Origin of the sequence: Bacillus cereus, from assembly GCF_002567495.1 — a bacterium.
Classification (GTDB): Bacteria; Bacillota; Bacilli; order Bacillales; family Bacillaceae_G; genus Bacillus_A; species Bacillus_A cereus_AQ.
This window is the reverse complement of the sequence record NZ_NVAP01000002.1, coordinates 80,261-101,919: the sequence shown is the minus strand read 5'-3', so window position 1 is coordinate 101,919 and position 21,659 is coordinate 80,261. Positions and strand designations below refer to the sequence as shown.

Here is a 21,659-nt window from a genome sequence, read left to right as displayed (position 1 = left end):
TTATTCCACCTCCGTCTCCATAATCATTTCATTTTCTAAAATGTTTCCTTCTTCTTGCATACCAAACTGTACATTACGTTCAATCCATTTACGGCGTGGTTCTACTTTATCACCCATTAACGTTGTAACGCGACGCTCTGCTCTTGCTGCATCATCAATTTTCACGCGAATTAATGTACGCGTTTCAGGATTCATTGTTGTTTCCCATAATTGATCCGCATTCATTTCACCAAGTCCTTTATAGCGTTGTAACATATAGCCTTTTCCAACTTTTTTCGTTACACCGTCTAATTCCTCATCTGACCAAGCGTATTCAATTACCTCACTCTTGCCTTTTCCTTTACTTACTTTGTATAAAGGAGGAAGTGCGATAAACACTTTACCGGCTTCGATAAGTGGCTTCATATATCTGTAGAAGAACGTTAATAATAATACTTGAATATGAGCTCCATCCGTATCGGCATCGGTCATAATTACAACTTTATCGTAGTTAATATCTTCAACATCAAATTCATTTCCTACACCGCCGCCAATCGCATAAATGATTGTATTAATCTCTTCATTTTTAAAGATATCAGCAAGCTTTGCTTTCTCTGTATTAATTACTTTACCACGCAACGGTAATACGGCCTGGAAACGACGGTCTCGTCCTTGTTTCGCTGAACCACCGGCAGAGTCACCCTCTACTAAATACAATTCGTTTTTTTGAGGATTACGTGATTGTGCTGGTGTTAACTTCCCGCTTAACGTACCTTCTGATTTTTTCTTCTTCTTACCACTACGTGCTTCTTCTCTCGCTTTACGAGCAGCCTCACGTGCTTGCGCTGCTTTAACTGCCTTTCTCACAAGAAGTGTTGCTACATCCGGGTTTTCTTCTAAAAAGTAAGCTAAATGCTCTGATACAATTGCATCAATAGAAGAACGAGCTTCACTTGTACCAAGTTTCCCTTTCGTTTGTCCTTCAAACTGAAGTACTTCTTCTGGTACACGTACAGAAACGATAGCCGCTACACCTTCACGAATATCTGTACCTTCTAAGTTTTTATCTTTTTCTTTTAATAATGAAACTTTACGAGCATACTCATTAAACACACGCGTCATCGCTGTTTTAAATCCCGCTTCGTGTGTTCCACCATCTTTTGTACGTACGTTGTTTACAAACGACAAAATGTTTTCTGAGTAACCATCATTAAATTGAAACGCTAACTCTGCTTCAATTCCATTTTGTTCACCAGTGAAGTAAACAACTGGATGAATGGAATCTTTTTCTTCGTTTAAATATGAAACGAAAGCTTCAATTCCTGTCTCATAATGAAATACATCCTCTAAATCATTTCGTTCATCTTTTATCGAGATCTTCATTCCTTTTAATAAGAATGCAGATTCGCGTAATCTCTCACATAATGTTTCATAATTATAATTTGTTGTGCTGAAAATCGTTGTATCTGGTTTGAAATGCATCGTAGTACCAGACTCTTTCGTCTTCCCGATTTTCTCAAGCGTCGTTACGGGAGTACCGCCATTTTCAAAGCGTTGTTCGTAAACATTTCCATCACGCTTAATCGTTACGACTAACCATTCTGATAAGGCATTTACAACCGATGCCCCAACACCGTGTAAACCACCACTCGTTTTGTAACCACCTTGACCAAACTTACCACCAGCATGAAGTACAGTTAAAATAACTTCAGGTGTAGGTTTCCCAAGTTTATGCATTCCCGTAGGCATTCCTCGCCCTTTATCTATAACGCTAATACTATTATCTTTATGTATTACGACAGAAATTTCGTCGCCAAATCCCGCTAACGCTTCGTCAACGGAGTTATCTACTATTTCATATACTAAATGATGCAATCCACGGCTATCCGTACTCCCGATATACATACCCGGGCGTTTTCGAACGGCTTCAAGTCCTTCTAACACTTGAATCGCATCTTCATTATATTGGAACTGATGCTTCGCCAAACTCCTTGCCCCTTTCCTAATCCAAAATCAGAACATATGTTTCTATTATAGAATAACGCCTCGACTATAGTTTTGGCAAGTTATCTTATCTCTTTTATATACCATTTTCAATAGAAAAATCCTTGTTTTCTCACAAGGATTCCTCTAGGCTACTATTTCAGAAAAATAATCGTTTGTCAACGAGAAATGGATATGTATTCCAAGATTACACATTCCAAACCTTTATTATGATCCAAATGATCAAGATCCAAAATGGGATTACAAATAACAATCCCCAAAAACAGCCTTTAAAAAATCTCATGATGAACACCTCGTCCATCGGCCCTACTTATCTATAACGAGGGCTGAAGCAATCTTTCTACCTTTAAATCTATACTATTTTGTCATCGCATGTTCTACTTTAATACAGCGATCCATTATTACAGTATAATCCTTTTCTTTTAAAAGGTTATATGTACCTTCATCTTGTACTCCTAATTGTGCCCAAAAAACATCTGCATCAATCTCTACAAATTCTTTTGCAACATCCATTAAAAACTCTGAGCGACGAAATACATTTACAATATCAACGTGTTCCTTAATATCCTTTAGTGAAGCAACTGCCTTTTCTCCAAGTACCTCATCTACTGTTGGGTTCACTGGAATAATACGGTATCCAGCATCTTGCATTGCTTTTGAAACCATATACGATGTACGTTCTGGTTTATCTGATAATCCAACAACCGCAATTGTTTTGCTTTTCTTCAATACTTCACCAATTTCCGTACGAGTTGGGTTTTCAATTGTCATGATTAATCCCTCCTATTCCTTTAGTATAGCCGATAAAGAAAGTCTCTTTCAATATGAAAGAGACTTTCTTTTATTCCGATTATTGATTCTTAGTAGTTGAATTATCTGCTAATGTAGCTGTTTTCGTCATTTTTTGACCATTGCGATAGAATGTAACTTCTACTTTCTCGCCTACTTTTTTCTTTTCATATAAATATTTACGGAATTGAAGTGAATTTTCTACTTTTTGGCCATCCAATGCTACTACAATATCATATTGCTCTAAACCAGCTTTTTCTGCTGGCGATATTGGGTAAATTTTACCTAATACAACACCATTTGTTACTTCTTTCGGCACTTTCAATTGATTTACTGCATAAGCTTGCACATCTTCTAATGAAACAACACCTACACCAAGTGCCGGACGTTTCACTACTCCATCTTTTTCAAGTGATTCAATGACTGGTTTCGCGATATTAATTGGTATTGCAAAACCAATTCCCTCTACTGATTGCTGAGCTATTTTACTTGAGTTAATACCGATTACTTCACCGTTTTGGTTAAATAATGCGCCACCACTATTACCAGGGTTAATCGCTGCATCTGTTTGAATAACTTGTGCTTGCCAGTCTGGGCGTTTGTCCCCATCAATATCAACTGGAATTTCACGATCTTTACTACTAATGATACCTTCCGTTACACTTCCGTCAAATCCTAATGGGTTACCAATTGCAATTGCTTTCTCACCAGCACGAAGCTTACTTGAGTCACCTAAACTCGCAACTTTATTAACATTTGACCCGTCAATTTCCACAACAGCCAAATCTAACCAAGGGTCTTTCCCAACTAATTTCGCATCAACTTTTTTACCATCACTTAATTTTACAGTAAGTTTATTCGCTCCGTCGACTACATGGTTGTTCGTTACAATATATGCTTTATTACCTGCTTTTTTATAAATAACACCTGATCCTGATCCAGCTTCTTGTTCTTGACCTGCCTGTTGCATTGCAAATGGATCTACACTTTGTTGCATATTAATAACACCTACAACAACATCTTTCGCCCCTTCGATCATACCAGGTAAATCAGTTTCATTTTTCGCTTTATTTACAACAGGAACTACAGTACCTTCTACTTTTGAATCCGAACTAAACGATGATACTGGCGCTCCATTATTTTGAGCCCATGGCATATATGGTGCTGCAAAACTAATCGAAACCGCTCCGACTACAGCTCCGACTAAACCTGTGAAGAAATAACCTTTTTTACTTCCTGATTTTCTCACTTCTCTCGTTTCACTATGCTCTTCATTTAAATTTGGTCCGTCGTAATATCCCATGTTTTATTTCCCCTCTCTGGTGAATTCGTATTTTCAGTATAGTCACGTTTTGTGTCCTTCTTGTGAACTCATCGTGAAATCCAATTAAAAAAATACTCCTATCTAGCATTGTAGACAAGAAAAGTATTTTTTGTACATTCTACCTTTAAAAGAGAAGATAAAATCACCATTTTTCTAGGCTAAATTACACAATTCGGTCCAGATTATTCTTCAAATTTATAACCAACTCGAATAACCGTACCGATATGCTTCGCTTTATCTCCTAGCTTATTTCGTAGTTTTTTAATATGCGTATCAACCGTTCTGTCATCACCATAGTAGTCATATCCCCATAACTGATCTAATAAATGTTGACGCGACAACACAATTCCTTTGTTCTCCATTAAATAAACGAGAAGTTCAAATTCTTTATGCGTCAATATAATTTCTTCTCCATCTACTAAAACGGTCCTTGATAGACGATTCACTTCTATTCCAGCTAAAGACATAGCATTTTCTTCGGCTACTCCTACCGCACCATCCGCACGTTTCAATAACGTCTTTGCACGAGCTACTAACACTTTCGGGCTAAATGGTTTCGTTACATACTCGTCTGCACCTAATTCGAAACCTAATAATGTATCATCCTCATCCGAACGTGCTGTCAACATAATAATTGGTACTGCTGATTCTTTTCTAATTCGTCTACAAACAGACCATCCATCTATTTCTGGTAACATAATATCTAACATAATTAAATCAATTTCATGCTCTGCAAATAACTCTAACGCTTTTTTCCCATCTTCTGCTTCAATTACTTCAAAGCCTTCATTACGAAAATAATCACTAACAATTTCACGTAATCTTCTTTCATCTTCAACAAGCAATACTGTTTTATTCATATAATCTATCCCGCCTTTTTACTCTTTCAATCGAATAATACGTTGATTGGAGCTTCCGCGAAATGGAAGTGTTAAATCTCTTTTCTCGATTTCAAATCTTCCATCGACTAAAACATCCCCATAATGTAACAACTCTATCATATCATTATTTTGAGAACTCTGTATCTCTTCTAACGTATAACCTGTATACATCCATAGGTTTTTTTTTAAATCTTTCACAGCTTTTGCTATCTTTTTCACTTCAGATGCTTGAAAGAATGGATCTCCACCTGAAAATGTTACATCAGTTAATGGATTACTTTCAATCTCTTTCAAAATTTCTTCTACCGTCATATCAATTCCATTGCAAATATTCCACGATTTAGGATTGTGACAGCCGAAACAACGATGCGGACAGCCCGCAAAAAACACGACTGTCCGCAATCCTTCTCCATCTACTACACTATCATGAATAATATTCATCACTTTCATTTATGCTTCACCCGATCTATCTCTTCACTACGTTTCGCACTATTCCATTTCGACATATCTCCTACAAGATAGCCTGTTATACGGCGAATTCTTTCTATATTGGCCTCATCTTCATTCCCACAACTTGGACATTCATTTCCAATAACCCCGTGATAACTACAGCACTTACAACGATCAACAGGATGATTAATTGAACCGTATCCAACGCCATGTTCTGCCATCGCTTTCACAATTTGTTTTAATGCCTTTTGATTATGCATTGCCGCTCCGTCTAGTTCAATATACGTAATATGTCCTCCGTTACATAGAGCGTGGAACGGACCTTCTAAACGAATTTTTTTTATCGCTTGAATGCTATAGTAAACTGGGATATGGAATGAATTCGTATAGTAATTATGGTTCGTTATACCACTAATTTCACCAAATTCTTCTCTATCTTTTTTCACAAACTTCCCTGATAATCCTTCTGCTGGAGTTGCAATTACTGAGAAATTCAGATGATATTCTTCTGTCGCTTTATCCATTCTATCTCTCATAAAGGAAATAATTTCATACCCAAGTTTCCATGATTCTTCATCTTCCCCATGATGCTTTCCTGTTAAAGCTACTAAACATTCCGCAAGACCGATAAAACCAATACTTAACGTCCCTTGTTTTAAAATCGGAGCTACGGCGTCTTCAGGCTGCAACGTTTCTCCACCACGCCATACACCTTGTGAATATAAAAATTGAAAATCTCTTGCTCGTTTCGTACATTGATACGCGAATCTTTCTAGTAGCTGCTTAATTCCTAAATCTAAATAATCGTTTAGCGCTTCAAAAAATGCTTCTTTTGAACCACTAATTAACGCTAATTTCACTAAATTAATAGACGTAAATGATAAATTTCCTCTGCCAATCGCTGTTTCTTCTCCATGTATATTAGACATAACACGAGTACGACATCCCATGTAACATACTTCACTTTCTGGTCTTCCATCATAATGCACTGCATTAAACGGAGCATCTAAAAATGAAAAGTTAGGGAATAATCGCTCTGCGGTTGTCTCTAATGCTAATTCAAATAAATCGTAGTTCGGATCACTTCCTTCAAAATTCACACCTTTTTTCATCTTGAAAATTTGAATCGGAAAAATCGGTGTTTCCCCTTTACCAAGGCCCGCTTGCGTTGCTCTTAAAAGTTGCTTAATTAAAAGTCGTCCCTCTTTCGATGTGTCTGTTCCGTAATTAATAGAAATAAACGGTACTTGTCCACCACCCCTACTATGCATACTATTCGAATTATGAATGAAAGCCTCACACGCTTGATACGTATCATTTTCTGTTTCTTTCCATGCGAACTCTTCTATTTGTTCTTTCGTAAGCGGATATGATTGTAATCGTTTTTTATGTCTCTCAATTGTTTTTCGTACATAAGGTGCTAAATCAATATCAAAGAGTGCAAACGATTGACCACCGTGCTGCATATTTTGATTCGCTTGAAAAATAATAGACGAAAGAGCCAATGCACTTTTAATGTCTTGTGGTTGTCTCATATGTCCATGTCCAGTATGAAAACCGTTAGCAAGCATTTGCGCTAACGGAATTTGCGAACAAGTCGTCGTTCCTGTCGCATAAAAATCTAAATCGTGTGGATATAATATATTTTCATTTATCGCTTTTTTCACTTGATCTGATAATAAATTTTCAACTGCATAATATTTTGCACTCTCAGATGCAAATGTTCCCATTACGCCCATTGGAGAGCGGCCATCTACATTTGCATTTTCTTGCATTAAGTCTTGTTCATTGCCGTGGACAATTGTCTCGAACACTTTCATTAATTCTTCTTCTCCACGTGTATTATTTTGTAACATTTGTAACCCTCCATCAATATGTTGTTGTCTTTTGATTAAAATGTTACAACATATAGTCTTGCTGTTTCTGTGAGAAATGTAACATTCCTGTGAAATTTTTTGCACAAAATAATGAATTTTTCATTTACAAAAAAGAAATGTGCTCTTTACAAATGTATGGTACAATATACGGGAAAAACTCTTTTTACCCTTTATCAACACATTTGAATAAAGGAGACTGAACTTATGGTTACTACATATCTTTTATTTATCGTTGCCTACTTACTTGGCTCGATTCCATTTGCACTAGTTGTTGGAAAAATCGGCTACGGAATCGATATTCGTGAGCATGGGAGCGGTAATCTAGGCGGAACAAATACATTCCGCACATTAGGGAAAAAAGCAGGTTTTACCGTTACAATTGCTGACATTTTAAAAGGGACATTAGCAACAAGTCTACCAATGATTTTCGGATTAGATATTCACCCACTATGGTTCGGGTTAGCGGCTGTTCTTGGACATGTCTACCCGATCTTCGCGAAATTCCGCGGTGGTAAAGCAGTTGCAACTTCTGCTGGGGTGCTATTATGCTATTCACCAGTTGTTTTTGCAATATTAGCTGTTGTATTTTTCACCCTTTTATTTACAACAAGATACGTATCACTTTCTTCTATGGTAACAGCAGTTGTTGCTGTTATTGCATCCATTGTTAGCGGGGATAAAATCTTCATTATTGCGATGTGTTTATTAGCAGGTATGGTTATTTATAAACACCGTGCAAATATCGGACGAATTATAAATAAAACTGAGCCAAAAGCAAACTTTTCAAAAAAGCAAAAATAAGATCGTAACCCACATAACGCAAAAAGAAAACGTGAAGCATATTAATAGCGTCTTTTTGCGTTATTTTTTATACTAAAGAAAAAGCAACATAACTTGGAGGAACTATACATGAATCTTTCCGTAACAAAAGAAGCAGCACAATGGTATAAAAGTGAATTAAACTTACAATCAAATGAAACACTACGCTTTTTCGTACAATACGGTGGTTGCAGTACTGTGCAAAAAGGGCTTTCTTTAGGTATTCGTAAAGATGATCCTGCACACCCTGCTGTGCAAACTCAAGAAGAAGGTATTAACTTCTTTATTGAAGGCGATGATGAATGGTTCTTCGATGGACATAATTTATCTGTTACACTTAACGAAGGTGACGACTTCCCACAATTTAATTATGAAAAATAAAAAAGCGCGGCTTCTGCCACGCTTTTTTATTTTTTCTTAATTTCCTCATATTTCGCATACCACTCAGGATATAACTTTTTAAATGATACAGGGCGGAACCCTTCTTTTTTCGCACAAATATTTGTCGTACTTGCAGTAATACAAAGATCACCATCACCATTATATATTTCATATCCATATACAACGCGAAGTGGGCTCACAGTATCTACCCATGTTTTTACGATTGCCTTTTCTCCATAACGCATCGCTTTACGATATGAAATTTGTAAATCTAACACAGGAGAAATAATTCCTTCTTTCTCCATTTCAACATATGAAAAACCTAAATCTTGTATAAGTTTCGTGCGACCTAACTCAAGCCACACTAAGTAGTTTGAATGGTAAACAACACCCATTTGATCTGTTTCCGCATAACGGATTTCAACTTCATGTTCTGCTACAAACATATGTATTCGCCTTCTTTCACTTCTGCTACCTTGCACACATTTAATCATAATACAGTGACATCAAAAATAAAATAAAAATAGTGAATCTTTTACTGAAAGGAGCCAGCATATGATTCAAATTGTAACTGTTCGTAGTGGGGATAGCGTATATAGCTTGGCATCAAAATATGGATCAACACCTGACGAAATAGTAAAAGACAATGGACTAAATCCAGCTGAAACACTCGTTGTTGGTCAGGCACTTATCGTTAATACGAAAGGGAATAATTATTATGTACAGCCTGGTGATAGCCTGTATCGAATTTCTCAAACATACAATGTCCCTCTCGCTAGTTTAGCTAAGGTTAATAATTTATCTTTAAAATCCATTCTCCATGTCGGACAACAATTATATGTACCAAAAGGAACAAAACGAGCTGTAGAATCCATCGCTTATCTACAACCTTCAACTATACCAATTAAAGAGAGTTTAGTTAATGCTACACGTGCCATCAATCCATTTTTAACATACTTAGCTTATTTTAGTTTTGAGGCAAAAAGAGATGGCACATTAAAAGAACCCACTGAAACAGCTAAAATCGCCAATATTGCAACGCAAGGTAAAACGATTCCTATGCTCGTTATTACAAATATTGAAAATGGTAATTTCAGTGCCGATCTAACATCGGTTATTTTACGCGACGCAACGATTCAAAACAAATTTATTACGAACATTTTGCAAACAGCTGAAAAATATGGCATGCGAGACATTCATTTCGATTTCGAGAGTGTAGCACCTGAAGACCGCGAAGCGTATAATCGCTTTTTACGAAATGTAAAAACACGCTTACCTAGCGGATACACATTAAGCACAACTCTCGTACCGAAAACAAGTTCAAATCAAAAAGGAAAGTTTTTTGAAGCTCACGACTATAAAGCACAAGGACAAATCGTTGATTTCGTCGTCATTATGACATACGACTGGGGTTGGCAAGGCGGGCCACCGATGGCGATTTCTCCTATCGGTCCTGTAAAAGAAGTACTTCAATACGCAAAATCTCAAATGCCTCCACAAAAAATTATGATGGGGCAAAATTTATACGGTTTTGATTGGAAACTACCGTTCAAACAAGGAAATCCCCCCGCAAAAGCAATTAGCTCTGTCGCAGCTGTTGCACTAGCTCGTAAATACAATGTTCCTATTCGCTATGATTTCACAGCCCAAGCTCCTCATTTTAATTATTTTGATGAAAACGGCGTGCAACACGAAGTTTGGTTTGAAGATTCACGGTCTGTTCAAAGTAAATTTAATTTAATGAAAGAGCAAGGGATAGGCGGCATTAGCTATTGGAAGATTGGTTTACCATTCCCACAAAATTGGCGTTTACTCGTTGAAAATTTTACGATTACGAAAAAGGGCTGACTTTTGTCAGCCCTTTTTTTCATATTACTGCTAAAAACTCATCTTTCATTCCCTCACAAAAAAGAAGAATGATAACATTCTTCTTTTTAACCGTTATCAACAATCGGTTGTTTACCCGTTTGATCTTGCATTTGCTTTCCTTTATTTCCACCAGCTTTTTTCGATTGTGTTCCAATATGATTCGGTGCAAAGTCTTTTGAATTTTTTTTCGGATTACCCATTACTATCGCCTCCTTAACACTAGTATCGTACTAGTGTTAAGAATTATTCAGCTTGCTTAAAAAGTTTCATTTCATAACGTTTTTCAATGCGCTCTTCAATGCGATCAATTGCATCACGATCGCTTAATAATTGTTGTTTATTTTCATTTACAAGTTCTTCAAACGATTTACGGCGACTTCTTCTCATGTTGTTCACCCTCTCTCCTTCGCTTTCTTATTACATAGTATGAGCAAACGAAAAACTCTTTAATCAGATTTGCAAGAAAATTTTATGTTTTAGTACTCCTAAAAAAACTCCGTGTACAATATATTGCACACGGAGTTTTTCATACCATAATATTTAAATACTCTTTCAACTTTTCATTTGCATTCATTTCATTTTCTTTATAATCATGAAGCGCTTGTAATACAAAATCATACTGTTCTAAAATATAACTTTCTAATTTCATAACATCCTCTAAGCTATTCAGCATAATTCTCGTATTACCAGCTTCACTTTTTAACGCTGGTTCACATGTTAAGCTTGTACATATTTCTTTCACATCATCTTCTAATATCTCTGTTAATACATATTTCTTTCGCCCTTTTACCTTTAATCTCATAACTGGATAAAAAGCTTTTATATCTAAATAACTTCCTACATTCATACAACGTAGCCATTCTACATTACGTTTATTACGGGCAAGCATTTCTTTCACCGCTTCGTATACTACGGTTTCATCGAGTAAGACCTTATTTACTTTTCTCTGTCCTTCTTCTTCAAAAGATGCACATTTTTGATAAACAGCAGCACATGTAATACAATCGTCAAATGCATTATGGGAGCTTAAACGAATTCCAAGCATTCGTTTTAACGTTTCAAGTTTATGATTAGGCGCATGCTTCATGTATTTCTTTGCTAAAAATACAGTATCAATTACTTTATTTGTAGGTTCGGGCAGCCCCAGCATATTTACATTACTTTTCAAAAAGCGCATATCAAAAGAAGCGTTATGGGCGACAATAACATTTGTATGTAAAAATGCTAAAAATAAAGGTAACACTTCTTCAATCGTCGGCGCATCTGAAACACGATAATTAGTAATACCCGTTAAACTCGTTATTCGGTCCGGAATTGGACGTTCTGGATTCACATAGGAAACAAATTGATCTACTAGTTCATGATTACGATATTTCACTGCTGCAACTTGAATAATTTTATCATTATAAGGGTTAAATCCTGTTGTTTCAAAATCAATTACAACATAATCTAACGGTAAGGATATATTCCCCACTCCATACACTCCTTTATCTCTTAACAATTATATTTCTTTTATCATATCATGAAGCTTTCACTACTTGAAAAAGAAAAGGCAGAAATGGCTACTTTCCATCTCTACCTTTTCACCATTACTTTAATTTCGTAATCCTTTTTTCCATCTCTTTTTGCGTCATCGGCCCAATAAACTTATCTTGAATGACACCTTTTGTATCTATAAAATACGAAGTTGGGATCGTAATTACTTTATACGCTGTCGTTACATCAATGTTCTTGTCCAATAAAACAGGAAAAGTAATTCCTTTTTCTTTAGCAAAATTGCTTACCTTTTCTTCTCCCCCACCTTTTTCTGAAGGCGTATAATTGATTGCTAAAATTTCTACGTTTCCTTTATGTTCTTTATAGAAAGCCTCCATATCAGGCATTTCTTGCTGACAAGGTCCACACCACGTTGCCCAAAAGTTTAAAATCACTTTCTTTCCTTTTAAGTCCGATAATTTCACTTTTGTTCCGTCTAACTTCGCTAATTCAAAATCAGGTGCTACCTTCCCTATTTCAATACCATTTCTTGCAATCATCTCTTTCATAACAGCTTCACTTTTTTCTTGTTTTCCTTGTACCGACTGCTCTTTTTTACCAAACTGTTCATAAGCTGCATATCCGGCTAAACAAAGTAACACTACAATAATCGTAAGCTTCCGCCACATTTTATATCACCCTAACGTATTTATCTTCTTTTAACACATTCATCAAAATGCTATATACCTTATTTTAGCTTATACGGACGAGCTTGGAAATATTCACAGTCGAAATAATCGGAATATTTGTAATTCTAATGAAATATTTACCTTTTTATCATATAATTAGAAATATATACAAAAATTGCGAGGTGATATGTATTTTACAATTACTTATCAACCCTTTCGCTTTCGTTTTTTTCACTTTACCATTACTATGTATTTGTTTGAGCAGTTTGCTATACAAATTTAAATGGGCTGCTATTATTATTTCTTTTACTGCCCCTTTTATATTTTTCATTATCGTCTCTGAATTTGACTTACACCTAGCTTTACAAAGCTTTGATGCTTGGATCGTTTTTAGTGCTGTTTATTCTGTACTTTCCTACATAACGACAGCATTAATTAGAAGAAAACTGCACATATAGAAATTTCAAAAAGGAGGATGTTTTTATGAATTTATTTGAAAAAATACTATTATATATTCTTAGCTTTATATTTCCCCAATCGGTATTATTACTTGGATCATCTCGCTCTTCAGTAAAGATCCTGAAAAAAAGCAAGTGGGACGTATTTGCCTCTATATCGCTTTAATCTCATTTATCCTATTAGCCGGCCTTGGTGTTCTTAGTGTCTTCATGACGACTACCACCACTACTATACAATAGTTATAGGAGGGATTATTATTTTGGGAGAACATCCTATAAGTAAAGAACTTCGTTATATACGAATATGTTTAGTTGTTTTAGTAATTGTTCTTTTATTTTTCAATGGTGAAAGAGTCGTTGAAATTTCTACAAATCATGATTCTATAGAAAATGTTTCGACCAGTAATATGACACAGATTGCTGAAAATACATTTGCCATTCAAGAATATAATCCATCTCTAAGTAGTGAACATACGGTCAAAATTTTCAAATATAATCCAGATACAAACCAACTGACTCTAATGAAAGAGTTTAGTACTAACGATACTGAGTCTTATACGTATCAACTTAATAAGAATGAATAAAGATAAGAGCACTATGTCGCTCTTATCTTTTTATTAACATCTTTTTGAAAAACGACTTATATGTTAATAATTCTCTAGGGTCCCCACATTCCACAACAATTCCATTATTCATGACAACAACTCGATCCGCTATCATCGCCCTCTCGACATCATGTGTTGTCACAATTCTCGTTACATTTCTTCCTAACCCTTTAAGCATATTCCAAACTACTTCTTGATTATCCAGATCTAGTCCAGCGGTCGGTTCATCTAAAATAATAAGATTCGGATTTGAAACAATGGCACGTAATAATGCAAGACGTTTCCTTTCTCCTCCCGAAAACTCTTCACCACTTTTATGTAATACAGTTTGAATCCCTTCAGATATCCCCCTAATTATCGGCTTCACATTAACGAGTTCAATATTTTTTTCTAACTGTTTTTCTAAATACTCTTCTCCGAAATACATATTCTCTTTTACTGTCGTCCGAAAGAAACGAGGTTCTTGCCACACTGTAGTCATACGAGCCTCATTACCATAATAAACAACGCTACCGTTAGTTGGTTTATACAACCCTGTCATTAATTTTAAAAGCGTTGTTTTTCCTGCACCACTTTCTCCTACAATCATAACGAGTTCACCAGGACGAATGTGCAAATCAATATTATGAATTCTGCATTTCTCTCCATCATTTTCCTGAAATGAAACATTTGTTATCCTCATCCCCATCGCTCTTTCTACATTACTATCTGCCGCTCGTTTATCTAAAAAACAAAAAACTCTATTTGCCGAAGCGGCCGCTACTTGTGTCATCATTAATAAATCGCCAACGTAACGAACTGGAAAAAAGAGCAGTTCAATTGTGGCTAACACGGCAACAATTGAACCAACTTCCATTTCCCCCTTCATTATTTTTTGCGTGCCTATAATGAGAACAACGATATATGCTCCTGTTTCAATCGCTGTTCCAACTACTCCAATGCAGTGTTGCATCATCGTCTTCTTTACTTCTGTTTTATAAGATTGTGCTGTTACTCCTTTAAATAAGCGAATGGCCCATTTTTCTTTTTGTAAACTCCGTAAATCTTGTATACCTTTTACAAACTGTGACACCATCTCTACAACACTCGATTGATTGCTTTGAGCAATGCTTGCAATATCCCTTACCTTTTCTCCCATCAGTATTGGAACAATTGCACTTAAAAATAAAAACGGAGTTACCCACAATATAAACTGTATATCTATATGTTGTAATGCTATGAAAGCTCCAATAAATTGGGCAATAGCGTGTATATACTCTATTAATATAGAGCCATATAATCTGACCCAATTCGGAATATCAGACACGACCAAAGTTTCTAACTCTCCTTGCTTAATCTTCTCACTCTCTTCAAACGGTAATGAGAAATAGTGACGCAATAATTCTATACGTTTCGTTTGTAATATACGTTGACTCGCTTTTGAACTTATATAATCAAATAGAAGATTGTTCGTCCACATCAAAAAGCGACTACCCGAAAACAAAGCTATATATAAATAGGCACCTTTTAACTCCCTTTGAATAAGATTGTCTACAATTACCCCCATGAAGATTGGGCGCGATAAGTTTAAAATAGCAGCTATAATTCCACTACAAATGGCTGCTATAACTAATATTTTCTCCTGTCGTAATGGTAACAATATTCTTTTATACTCTTTCATGACGTTCCCCCCATTTTTTATAGTAAAAAGAAAGGGATGAAACCATATGGTTTCATCCCTTTCCATAAAATAAGGAAGCTAACAATTGTCAGCTTCCTTATCGTTCATTTCAATTATTTAGTTTGACACTTTAGACTCTTCGATTTTCTCACGAAGAACCATTTGCAGAATACCACCGTGACGGTAGTAGTCAATTTCAACTTCACTATCGAAACGAGCTACTACTTCAAATTGTTTTTCGTTTCCATCTAAATCAGTTGCAACTACTTTTACAAGATCGCGTGGTCTAACTGTTTTGTCGATTTGAATTTCAAATGACTCGTTACCAACAAGACCTAATGTTTCAGCGCTTTCGCCATCTTTAAATTGAAGTGGTAATACGCCCATTAACACTAAGTTACTGCGGTGAATACGTTCGAAGCTTTCTGCGATTACTGCTTTAATACCTAATAAGTTAGTACCTTTCGCAGCCCAGTCACGAGAGCTTCCCATACCGTAATCTTTACCAGCAACAACTAGAAGACCTGTTCCATCTTCTTTATATTTCATAGCAGCATCATAGATAGATGTTACTTCACCAGTTGGCCAATATGTTGTATATCCGCCCTCTGTTCCTGGTGCGATTTGGTTTTTAATACGGATGTTTGCAAATGTACCACGCATCATAACTTCATGATTACCACGACGAGAACCGTAAGAGTTAAAGTCAACTGGTTGTACGCCGTTTTCTAATAAGTAGCGTCCAGCTGGCGTGTGCTTACCAATTGAACCTGCTGGTGAAATGTGGTCTGTCGTTACAGAATCACCAAATTTACCAACTATGCGTAAACCTGATAACGTTTCAACTTCACCTGGCTCTTTAGATAACCCTTCAAAGAATGGTGGGTTTTGAATGTATGTTGAATCATTATCCCAAGTATATAAAGCTTCGTTTGAAGTTTGGATTTCATTCCAGCGTTCATTACTGTTAAATACTTGTGCATATTCTTTCTTGAACAGTTCAGATGTAACAACATTTTGAACTACATCTTCAATTTCTTTAGCTGATGGCCAAATATCATTGAAGTAAACAGCATTGCCATTTGCATCTTTACCGATTTCATCATTTTTCAGGTCAATATCAACAGTACCTGCAAGTGCATATGCCACAACAAGTGGTGGTGATGCTAAGTAGTTTGCTTTTACAAGCGGATGAATACGACCTTCAAAGTTACGGTTACCAGATAAAACAGATGTTACTAATAAATCATTTGCTGCGATTGATTCTTCTAATTCTGGCGCTAATGGACCAGAGTTACCGATACAAGTCGTACAGCCGTAACCAACTGTTTGGAAACCTAATTGATCTAAATACGTTGTTAAACCTGACTTATCTAAGTACTCTGTAACAACTTTAGATCCTGGTGCTAATGATGTTTTTACGTACTCAGGTACTACAAGTCCTTTTTCAATTGCTTTCTTCGCAACTAGACCTGCTCCAATTAATACGTATGGGTTTGATGTATTTGTACAGCTTGTAATTGCAGCGATTGCAATTGCACCTGTTTTCATCGTTACTTCTTTATCTTCTAATGTAACCTTCACTTCTTTATCGAACTCTTGCTCATTAAATCCAAGTCCTTGTGTTCCAACTGGTGCTACAACGGCTTTGTGGAACGCATCTTTCATATCTGAAAGTGGAATTAAATCTTGTGGGCGTTTCGGTCCAGAAAGGTTAGATTCAATTGTATTTAAATCAATTTCAACAAGATCAGTGTAGATTGGATCTTTACTGTCTGCTGTATAGAATAAACCGTTCGCTTTACAGTATTCTTCAACAATGCGAATTTGCTCTTCATCTCTACCTGTTAAACGTAAGTATTCTAATGAAATATCATCGATTGGGAAGAATCCACAAGTTGCGCCGTATTCTGGTGCCATATTTGAAATTGTTGCACGGTCAGCTAAAGGCATGCTCTGTAGTCCATTACCGAAGAACTCAACGAATTTACCAACTACACCTTTTTGACGTAATACTTGTGTTACTTTTAATGCAACGTCTGTTGCTGTAGTACCACTTGGAAGTGTACCAGTTAATTTCACACCTATTACTTCAGGTACTGGGAAGTATGAAGGCTGTCCAAGCATTCCTGCTTCTGCTTCAATACCACCAACACCCCATCCAAGAACACCGATACCGTTAATCATTGTTGTATGTGAATCTGTTCCAACTAATGAATCTGGGTATGCAACTAAATCACCTTCAGCATTTTTCACAGCATGAACAACTGGTGCTAAATATTCAAGGTTTACTTGGTGTACAATACCTGTTGCTGGTGGAACCGCACGATAGTTATCAAATGATTTTTGTGCCCAGCTTAAAAATTTATAACGTTCTTCATTACGTTTAAACTCTAAGTCCATGTTGAATGCAAGCGCGTCTGCCGTACCCGCTCTATCAACCTGTACAGAGTGGTCAATTACAAGGTCTACAGTAATTTCAGGATTAATTTTATCAGGATCTCCGCCCATGTCCGCCATTGCTTTACGAAGCGAAGCCAAATCAACAACAGCTGGAACACCAGTGAAATCTTGTAAAATTACACGAGATGGTTTAAATGGAACATCGATATCTTGCACATCTTTCGTTCCCCATTTCGCTAAATTTGTAACATGCTCTTCTGTGATTACACGTCCGTCTACTTGACGAAGTACTGATTCAAGTAAAACTTTCACGGAATATGGTAATTGAGATACGTTGCCAACCCCTGTATTTTCAAGCGCTTTCAAATCATAATAATGATACGTTTTTCCATCTACTTCGAAAGTTGCACGTGATTGAAATGGATTATGTTTGACCATTATGTTTCCCCCCTGTTAAACGTGACTAAGTTGTCTGAATATAAAATGTAGACAAACTTTTCAATACCTTACGATAATATCTTATTACAACTTTCTAAATAAGTAAATAATAAGAAACTTATAGATTATCATAAGTTTTCTTTATGTTTCTAAATTTGAATAGCTTTCATGCTCCTTATGAATACTATTATCATAAAGTAAAGTGCTCTATCAGCGGTTTACTTACAGTTCATACATACTATGGACTGTTCATCATGCAACATACAAAAAATGTTATAGAGGTGAAATAAAATGGGTAAACGAAAAGCAAATCATACTATTTCAGGAATGAATGCTGCATCCGCACAAGGACAAGGTGTTGGTTATAACGAAGAATTTGCAAATGAGAATTTAACTCCTGCAGAGCGACAAAATAATAAGAAACGTAAAAAAAACCAGTAACGAAAAATCCCAAAAGGTACACCTGCCTTTTGGGATTTTTTCTAATGTTTATAACGTAGCAATTCCGAAACCTTTACAAATCGATAGCCCTGTTTGTGAAGCTCAGGCAAAATTTTTGCTAGCGCTGCTACTGTTTGACTACGATCATTTCCACCATCATGTAACAATACTATATCTCCACTTTTAGCATTTTTCACTACATGATTGACAATGGATTCAACCCCTGGATTTGCCCAATCACGTGGGTCTTGATGCCACGACCATAGAACAGTTTGATAACCGGCTTCTTTAGCTGTTTTAAATACAGCATCGTTAATATATCCGCCTGGAGGACGGAACAACAAAGGCTCTTTCACCCATTTTTCAAAATATTTCTTTCCGTCCAGAATGTCATTTTTTAATTTTTCATCAGATGAGTTATTTGCATACAAATGATTCATCGTATGATTTCCAATTTCATGCCCATCTTTTAAAACTTGCTTTACTAAGTATGGATTACGCTGAACTCGAAATCCAATCATAAAAAATGTCGCTTCAGCCTTATATTGACGTAATAAATCTAAAACTTGTGGTGTATACGTTGGATCTGGTCCATCATCAAATGTAATGGCAATAATTTTTTCATTATTAGGTACTTCCCATGTTACATAACCGGTTGGTTCTAGCTCTTTTCTGAGCAACATTTTCGCTTCCACTTTTTCCACTTGAAATATATGTACTGCGCATAATAAAGAAAAAACGATTAAAAAAATTTTCTGTTTTAACATAACATTCATGAAAGCAACAAGGTTGTCGAATAAACAACAACCTTATTTACTTTTCTAATTGATCTACATTTCGCATAATATTTTGGAGATTATTTTCATATTGCTCAAGTTGTGGACGTTGTGTTTCTGAAGCTACTTCTAATGCATTTTGAATTTGTTCATATGCTTCCTGAACCTCTTGGCGTAACTCTTTTAAATCATGACCGTAGTTTGGATCATTTTTTACAATGTTGTTAAATGCGTTTTCTGCTTGTGTAACTCCTTGCTGCGCTGCTTGAAAAGCTTGTTGCTTATCTTTATGATATGGCATTATACAATCCCCTTTCCATAATAGTTAGTCTCATTTATCTTTACCTTTTTTTCTAAAAACATTCTCGTATAAAATCACCAACTTCTCTCATTCTAAAGAGAAAGAGGAGGTGTCACAGACAATGAGCAAAAACAATCGTGAAACGAAAGAAAATAAAGGACAACCTGAACCATTAAGTGGATCTCATAAAGTGAAAAACCGTAACCATTCACGCCAAAAAAAACATGCGCATCATGATATGTAAAACAAAGCATTCACATTAGTTATCTTTGCCACATACAATGTTTATATTTTTCCATTTATTCTTCACCCCTACTTCATTCATGCATAACATAGTATGAATTGAGATTTTACGGAGGGTGTCTTACATGGGCAAGAAAAAGAAGGATTGTCTTTTTCATGTTGATGGTTTCGAAGAATGGATGGATCAATTTTGTTCTGATTCTTGTAGTAACTTTAGTTTTCCAAATCAAATTCATATTGATCTTTGTGAAACTGAACAAGAATACATTTTGGAAACAGATGTACCAAATGTAACTGAACAAAATGTACTCATTAAAAAGATGGAGACAGGCCTAAACATTTGCATACTTCATAAAAATATTTCTTTGCAGCGGATTATTCCCTTACCCGCTACTATCATTTATAAGAAGATGCTAGCCTGCTTAGAGAATGGATATTTAGCCATTCATATTTCCAAAAATGAAGTTGCTAATAAACATGAAAAAAAAGTTCTTTTTCAAATTGAGAAGTAAAATAAATACAAAAATAGGCCCCAGTCATCTGCTGGGGCCTATTTTATTTCGCATGTATTTCTAAATTACAATTTCTATCATATCTTTTTTTCAATAAACCTTTTGTAACTAAAAGTACAGGAAATGCTACAGTTGAAAATATAGCTAGCGCTGAAAAGACAATAAATCCATTTTGATATCCGTAGTAATCGAGAAGTACTCCCCCAAACCACGGACCAATTACTGCTCCAATTCCTGAAAAGCCCATCGCTCCGAAGTATGTTCCTTTTAGATGCGCAACAGCAATATCATCAATAAATACATCCGTCATTGAAAACATTAAGACTTCTCCAATTGTAAAAATAATTGTACAGACTGCAGCACCTAGCATAGATTCTACTATTCCAAAGCCAAATAATCCCCCGCTCACAAATAAAGTTCCCACCATAATGGATACTAACGGTGTATACTTTTTACATATTTGAATAACAGGGTATTGAATTACTACTACAACAATCGCATTTAAAGCTAACATATATGAAAATAATTTTACCCCATCCTGAAATATATGTGCATTTGCAAAATATTGAGATACCGTTGTCGTTAAGTGAGAAAAACCACAATTACTCAAAATAATACCGACTAAGGCAACTAAAAATACTACATCCTTCCGCAAAATGCGAATTGCATTTAACATTGTGACAGGCTTTTCTGCATTTACTTTCTTTTTTTCAATTGGGTACTTCTTAAATTGGAACGTTAATATAGCTGTATATAGAATGTATACTCCAGCTGCTACTAAAAAAGGAATTGTTGATTTTGCGCTTCCAATCTGCAATCCGACAAGCGGACCAATCGCTACGCCAACATTTATTGCACCGTAACGCAAATTATATACGAGTAAACGATACTCTGGTTTTGTTAAATCTGATAATAATGCTCTTGACGTCGGTTCAAAAAAAGACCGACATAATCCATTCAAAGCATTTAATAAAAAGAAACTTAAAACATGATTCGCAAGCGAAAAACCTATAAATACAAACACCCAAACGATCATGGACCATATTATAATCGTACTTCGGCCAAATCGATCTGATAAATTCCCTCCGATAAAACTAGCAAACACTCCCACAAGTGCACTCATTCCGATAATAGCACCCGTCATTCCAGCTGATACGCCTTTAACAGTAGTTAAATAAATTGCTAAAAAAGGAATACTCATTGACGTGGCGAACCTCGCAAATAAAGTTCCTATTATAATTGTCATTCCTAACGGATGAATATTTTGTAACTTCCCCTTCATCT

The 21,659-nt window shown here is 35.8% G+C and carries 23 protein-coding genes and 1 pseudogene; 8 read left to right on the top strand and 16 right to left on the bottom strand.

What is annotated here, in order from left to right:
• The 6 genes from parE to COK05_RS00695 all read right to left on the bottom strand — a co-directional run bounded on the left by parE (position 1) and on the right by COK05_RS00695 (position 7,283).
• Positions 1 to 1,965 carry a DNA topoisomerase IV subunit B gene (gene parE, locus COK05_RS00725; protein WP_098611061.1) on the bottom strand — a complete coding sequence of 655 codons (1,965 nt, stop codon included), beginning with the start codon at positions 1,963 to 1,965 and terminating at the stop codon, positions 1 to 3.
• 375 nt (positions 1,966 to 2,340) lie between these two features.
• On the bottom strand, positions 2,341 to 2,754 hold the full coding sequence (locus COK05_RS00715) for a CoA-binding protein (protein ID WP_098611059.1): 414 nt from the start codon (positions 2,752 to 2,754) through the stop codon (positions 2,341 to 2,343).
• 79 nt (positions 2,755 to 2,833) lie between these two features.
• Positions 2,834 to 4,075, bottom strand: coding sequence for a S1C family serine protease (locus COK05_RS00710; protein WP_098611058.1), 1,242 nt, complete (start codon positions 4,073 to 4,075; stop codon positions 2,834 to 2,836).
• Between the two features lie 203 nt (positions 4,076 to 4,278).
• Positions 4,279 to 4,956 carry a response regulator transcription factor gene (locus COK05_RS00705; RefSeq protein ID WP_001044679.1) on the bottom strand — a complete coding sequence of 226 codons (678 nt, stop codon included), beginning with the start codon at positions 4,954 to 4,956 and terminating at the stop codon, positions 4,279 to 4,281.
• An 18-nt stretch (positions 4,957 to 4,974) separates the two neighbouring features.
• Positions 4,975 to 5,427: an anaerobic ribonucleoside-triphosphate reductase activating protein gene (gene nrdG / locus COK05_RS00700; RefSeq protein ID WP_098611057.1), complete on the bottom strand. Its 453-nt coding sequence runs from the start codon at positions 5,425 to 5,427 to the stop codon at positions 4,975 to 4,977.
• Entirely contained in the window at positions 5,424 to 7,283 is a 1,860-nt protein-coding gene (locus COK05_RS00695; RefSeq protein WP_098611056.1) for an anaerobic ribonucleoside triphosphate reductase, read from the bottom strand. Before COK05_RS00695 ends, nrdG begins: the two co-directional genes overlap by 4 nt.
• A 225-nt stretch (positions 7,284 to 7,508) precedes the next feature.
• Here COK05_RS00695 and plsY point away from each other — a divergent pair, with 225 nt between their 5' ends.
• Both plsY and COK05_RS00685 read left to right on the top strand, forming a co-directional pair.
• Positions 7,509 to 8,105: a glycerol-3-phosphate 1-O-acyltransferase PlsY gene (gene plsY, locus COK05_RS00690; RefSeq protein WP_000258974.1), complete on the top strand. Its 597-nt coding sequence runs from the start codon at positions 7,509 to 7,511 to the stop codon at positions 8,103 to 8,105.
• Positions 8,106 to 8,213: 108 nt separating this feature from the next.
• Positions 8,214 to 8,504, top strand: coding sequence for a HesB/YadR/YfhF family protein (locus COK05_RS00685; protein ID WP_098611055.1), 291 nt, complete (start codon positions 8,214 to 8,216; stop codon positions 8,502 to 8,504).
• A gap of 26 nt (positions 8,505 to 8,530) precedes the next feature.
• Here COK05_RS00685 and COK05_RS00680 read toward each other — a convergent pair whose 3' ends face one another.
• Positions 8,531 to 8,950, bottom strand: coding sequence for an acyl-CoA thioesterase (locus COK05_RS00680; protein WP_000495808.1), 420 nt, complete (start codon positions 8,948 to 8,950; stop codon positions 8,531 to 8,533).
• 109 nt (positions 8,951 to 9,059) lie between these two features.
• Here COK05_RS00680 and COK05_RS00675 point away from each other — a divergent pair, with 109 nt between their 5' ends.
• On the top strand, positions 9,060 to 10,352 hold the full coding sequence (locus COK05_RS00675) for a glycosyl hydrolase family 18 protein (protein ID WP_000614855.1): 1,293 nt from the start codon (positions 9,060 to 9,062) through the stop codon (positions 10,350 to 10,352).
• An 86-nt stretch (positions 10,353 to 10,438) separates the two neighbouring features.
• Here the strand turns inward: COK05_RS00675 and sspN are convergent, their stop codons facing one another.
• From sspN to COK05_RS00655, 4 genes are all read right to left on the bottom strand, one after another.
• A complete protein-coding gene (gene sspN, locus COK05_RS00670; RefSeq protein WP_000527987.1) occupies positions 10,439 to 10,573 on the bottom strand; it encodes an acid-soluble spore protein SspN in 135 nt (44 codons plus the stop codon).
• 43 nt (positions 10,574 to 10,616) lie between these two features.
• Complete coding sequence (locus COK05_RS00665; RefSeq protein ID WP_001254699.1) at positions 10,617 to 10,760, bottom strand: FbpB family small basic protein; 144 nt, start codon at positions 10,758 to 10,760, stop codon at positions 10,617 to 10,619.
• A gap of 139 nt (positions 10,761 to 10,899) precedes the next feature.
• Positions 10,900 to 11,847 (bottom strand): 3'-5' exonuclease, encoded by a 948-nt coding sequence (locus COK05_RS00660; RefSeq protein WP_098611054.1) that lies wholly within the window; start codon positions 11,845 to 11,847, stop codon positions 10,900 to 10,902.
• Positions 11,848 to 11,962: 115 nt separating this feature from the next.
• Positions 11,963 to 12,538 carry a TlpA family protein disulfide reductase gene (locus COK05_RS00655; protein WP_098611053.1) on the bottom strand — a complete coding sequence of 192 codons (576 nt, stop codon included), beginning with the start codon at positions 12,536 to 12,538 and terminating at the stop codon, positions 11,963 to 11,965.
• Positions 12,539 to 13,021: 483 nt separating this feature from the next.
• On the opposite strand from COK05_RS00655, the pseudogene COK05_RS00645 reads away from it, so the two are divergent.
• Together COK05_RS00645 and COK05_RS00640 are read left to right on the top strand one after the other, a co-directional pair.
• Positions 13,022 to 13,236: pseudogene (locus COK05_RS00645) on the top strand (hypothetical protein).
• A gap of 11 nt (positions 13,237 to 13,247) precedes the next feature.
• Entirely contained in the window at positions 13,248 to 13,580 is a 333-nt protein-coding gene (locus COK05_RS00640; protein ID WP_098611051.1) for a YmzC family protein, read from the top strand.
• A 22-nt stretch (positions 13,581 to 13,602) separates the two neighbouring features.
• Here the strand turns inward: COK05_RS00640 and COK05_RS00635 are convergent, their stop codons facing one another.
• Both COK05_RS00635 and acnA read right to left on the bottom strand, forming a co-directional pair.
• Positions 13,603 to 15,327 carry an ABC transporter ATP-binding protein gene (locus tag COK05_RS00635; RefSeq protein WP_141538843.1) on the bottom strand — a complete coding sequence of 575 codons (1,725 nt, stop codon included), beginning with the start codon at positions 15,325 to 15,327 and terminating at the stop codon, positions 13,603 to 13,605.
• Between the two features lie 51 nt (positions 15,328 to 15,378).
• On the bottom strand, positions 15,379 to 18,102 hold the full coding sequence (acnA, locus tag COK05_RS00630) for an aconitate hydratase AcnA (RefSeq protein ID WP_098611049.1): 2,724 nt from the start codon (positions 18,100 to 18,102) through the stop codon (positions 15,379 to 15,381).
• A gap of 291 nt (positions 18,103 to 18,393) precedes the next feature.
• Between acnA and sspO the strand changes: the two genes are divergently transcribed.
• Entirely contained in the window at positions 18,394 to 18,543 is a 150-nt protein-coding gene (sspO, locus tag COK05_RS00625; protein WP_098611048.1) for an acid-soluble spore protein SspO, read from the top strand.
• A gap of 41 nt (positions 18,544 to 18,584) precedes the next feature.
• Here sspO and pdaB read toward each other — a convergent pair whose 3' ends face one another.
• Positions 18,585 to 19,310 (bottom strand): polysaccharide deacetylase family sporulation protein PdaB, encoded by a 726-nt coding sequence (pdaB, locus tag COK05_RS00620; RefSeq protein ID WP_141538852.1) that lies wholly within the window; start codon positions 19,308 to 19,310, stop codon positions 18,585 to 18,587.
• A gap of 46 nt (positions 19,311 to 19,356) precedes the next feature.
• Positions 19,357 to 19,620 carry a hypothetical protein gene (locus COK05_RS00615; RefSeq protein ID WP_001146295.1) on the bottom strand — a complete coding sequence of 88 codons (264 nt, stop codon included), beginning with the start codon at positions 19,618 to 19,620 and terminating at the stop codon, positions 19,357 to 19,359.
• Positions 19,621 to 19,741: 121 nt separating this feature from the next.
• Between COK05_RS00615 and COK05_RS00610 the strand changes: the two genes are divergently transcribed.
• Together COK05_RS00610 and COK05_RS00605 are read left to right on the top strand one after the other, a co-directional pair.
• Complete coding sequence (locus COK05_RS00610) at positions 19,742 to 19,864, top strand: small acid-soluble spore protein P (protein ID WP_141538842.1); 123 nt, start codon at positions 19,742 to 19,744, stop codon at positions 19,862 to 19,864.
• A gap of 124 nt (positions 19,865 to 19,988) precedes the next feature.
• Positions 19,989 to 20,375 (top strand): Hsp20/alpha crystallin family protein, encoded by a 387-nt coding sequence (locus tag COK05_RS00605; protein WP_141538841.1) that lies wholly within the window; start codon positions 19,989 to 19,991, stop codon positions 20,373 to 20,375.
• Between the two features lie 43 nt (positions 20,376 to 20,418).
• On the opposite strand, the gene COK05_RS00600 is transcribed toward COK05_RS00605, so the two are convergent.
• Entirely contained in the window at positions 20,419 to 21,657 is a 1,239-nt protein-coding gene (locus tag COK05_RS00600; protein ID WP_098611045.1) for an MDR family MFS transporter, read from the bottom strand.
• Positions 21,658 to 21,659: the final 2 nt, after the last annotated feature.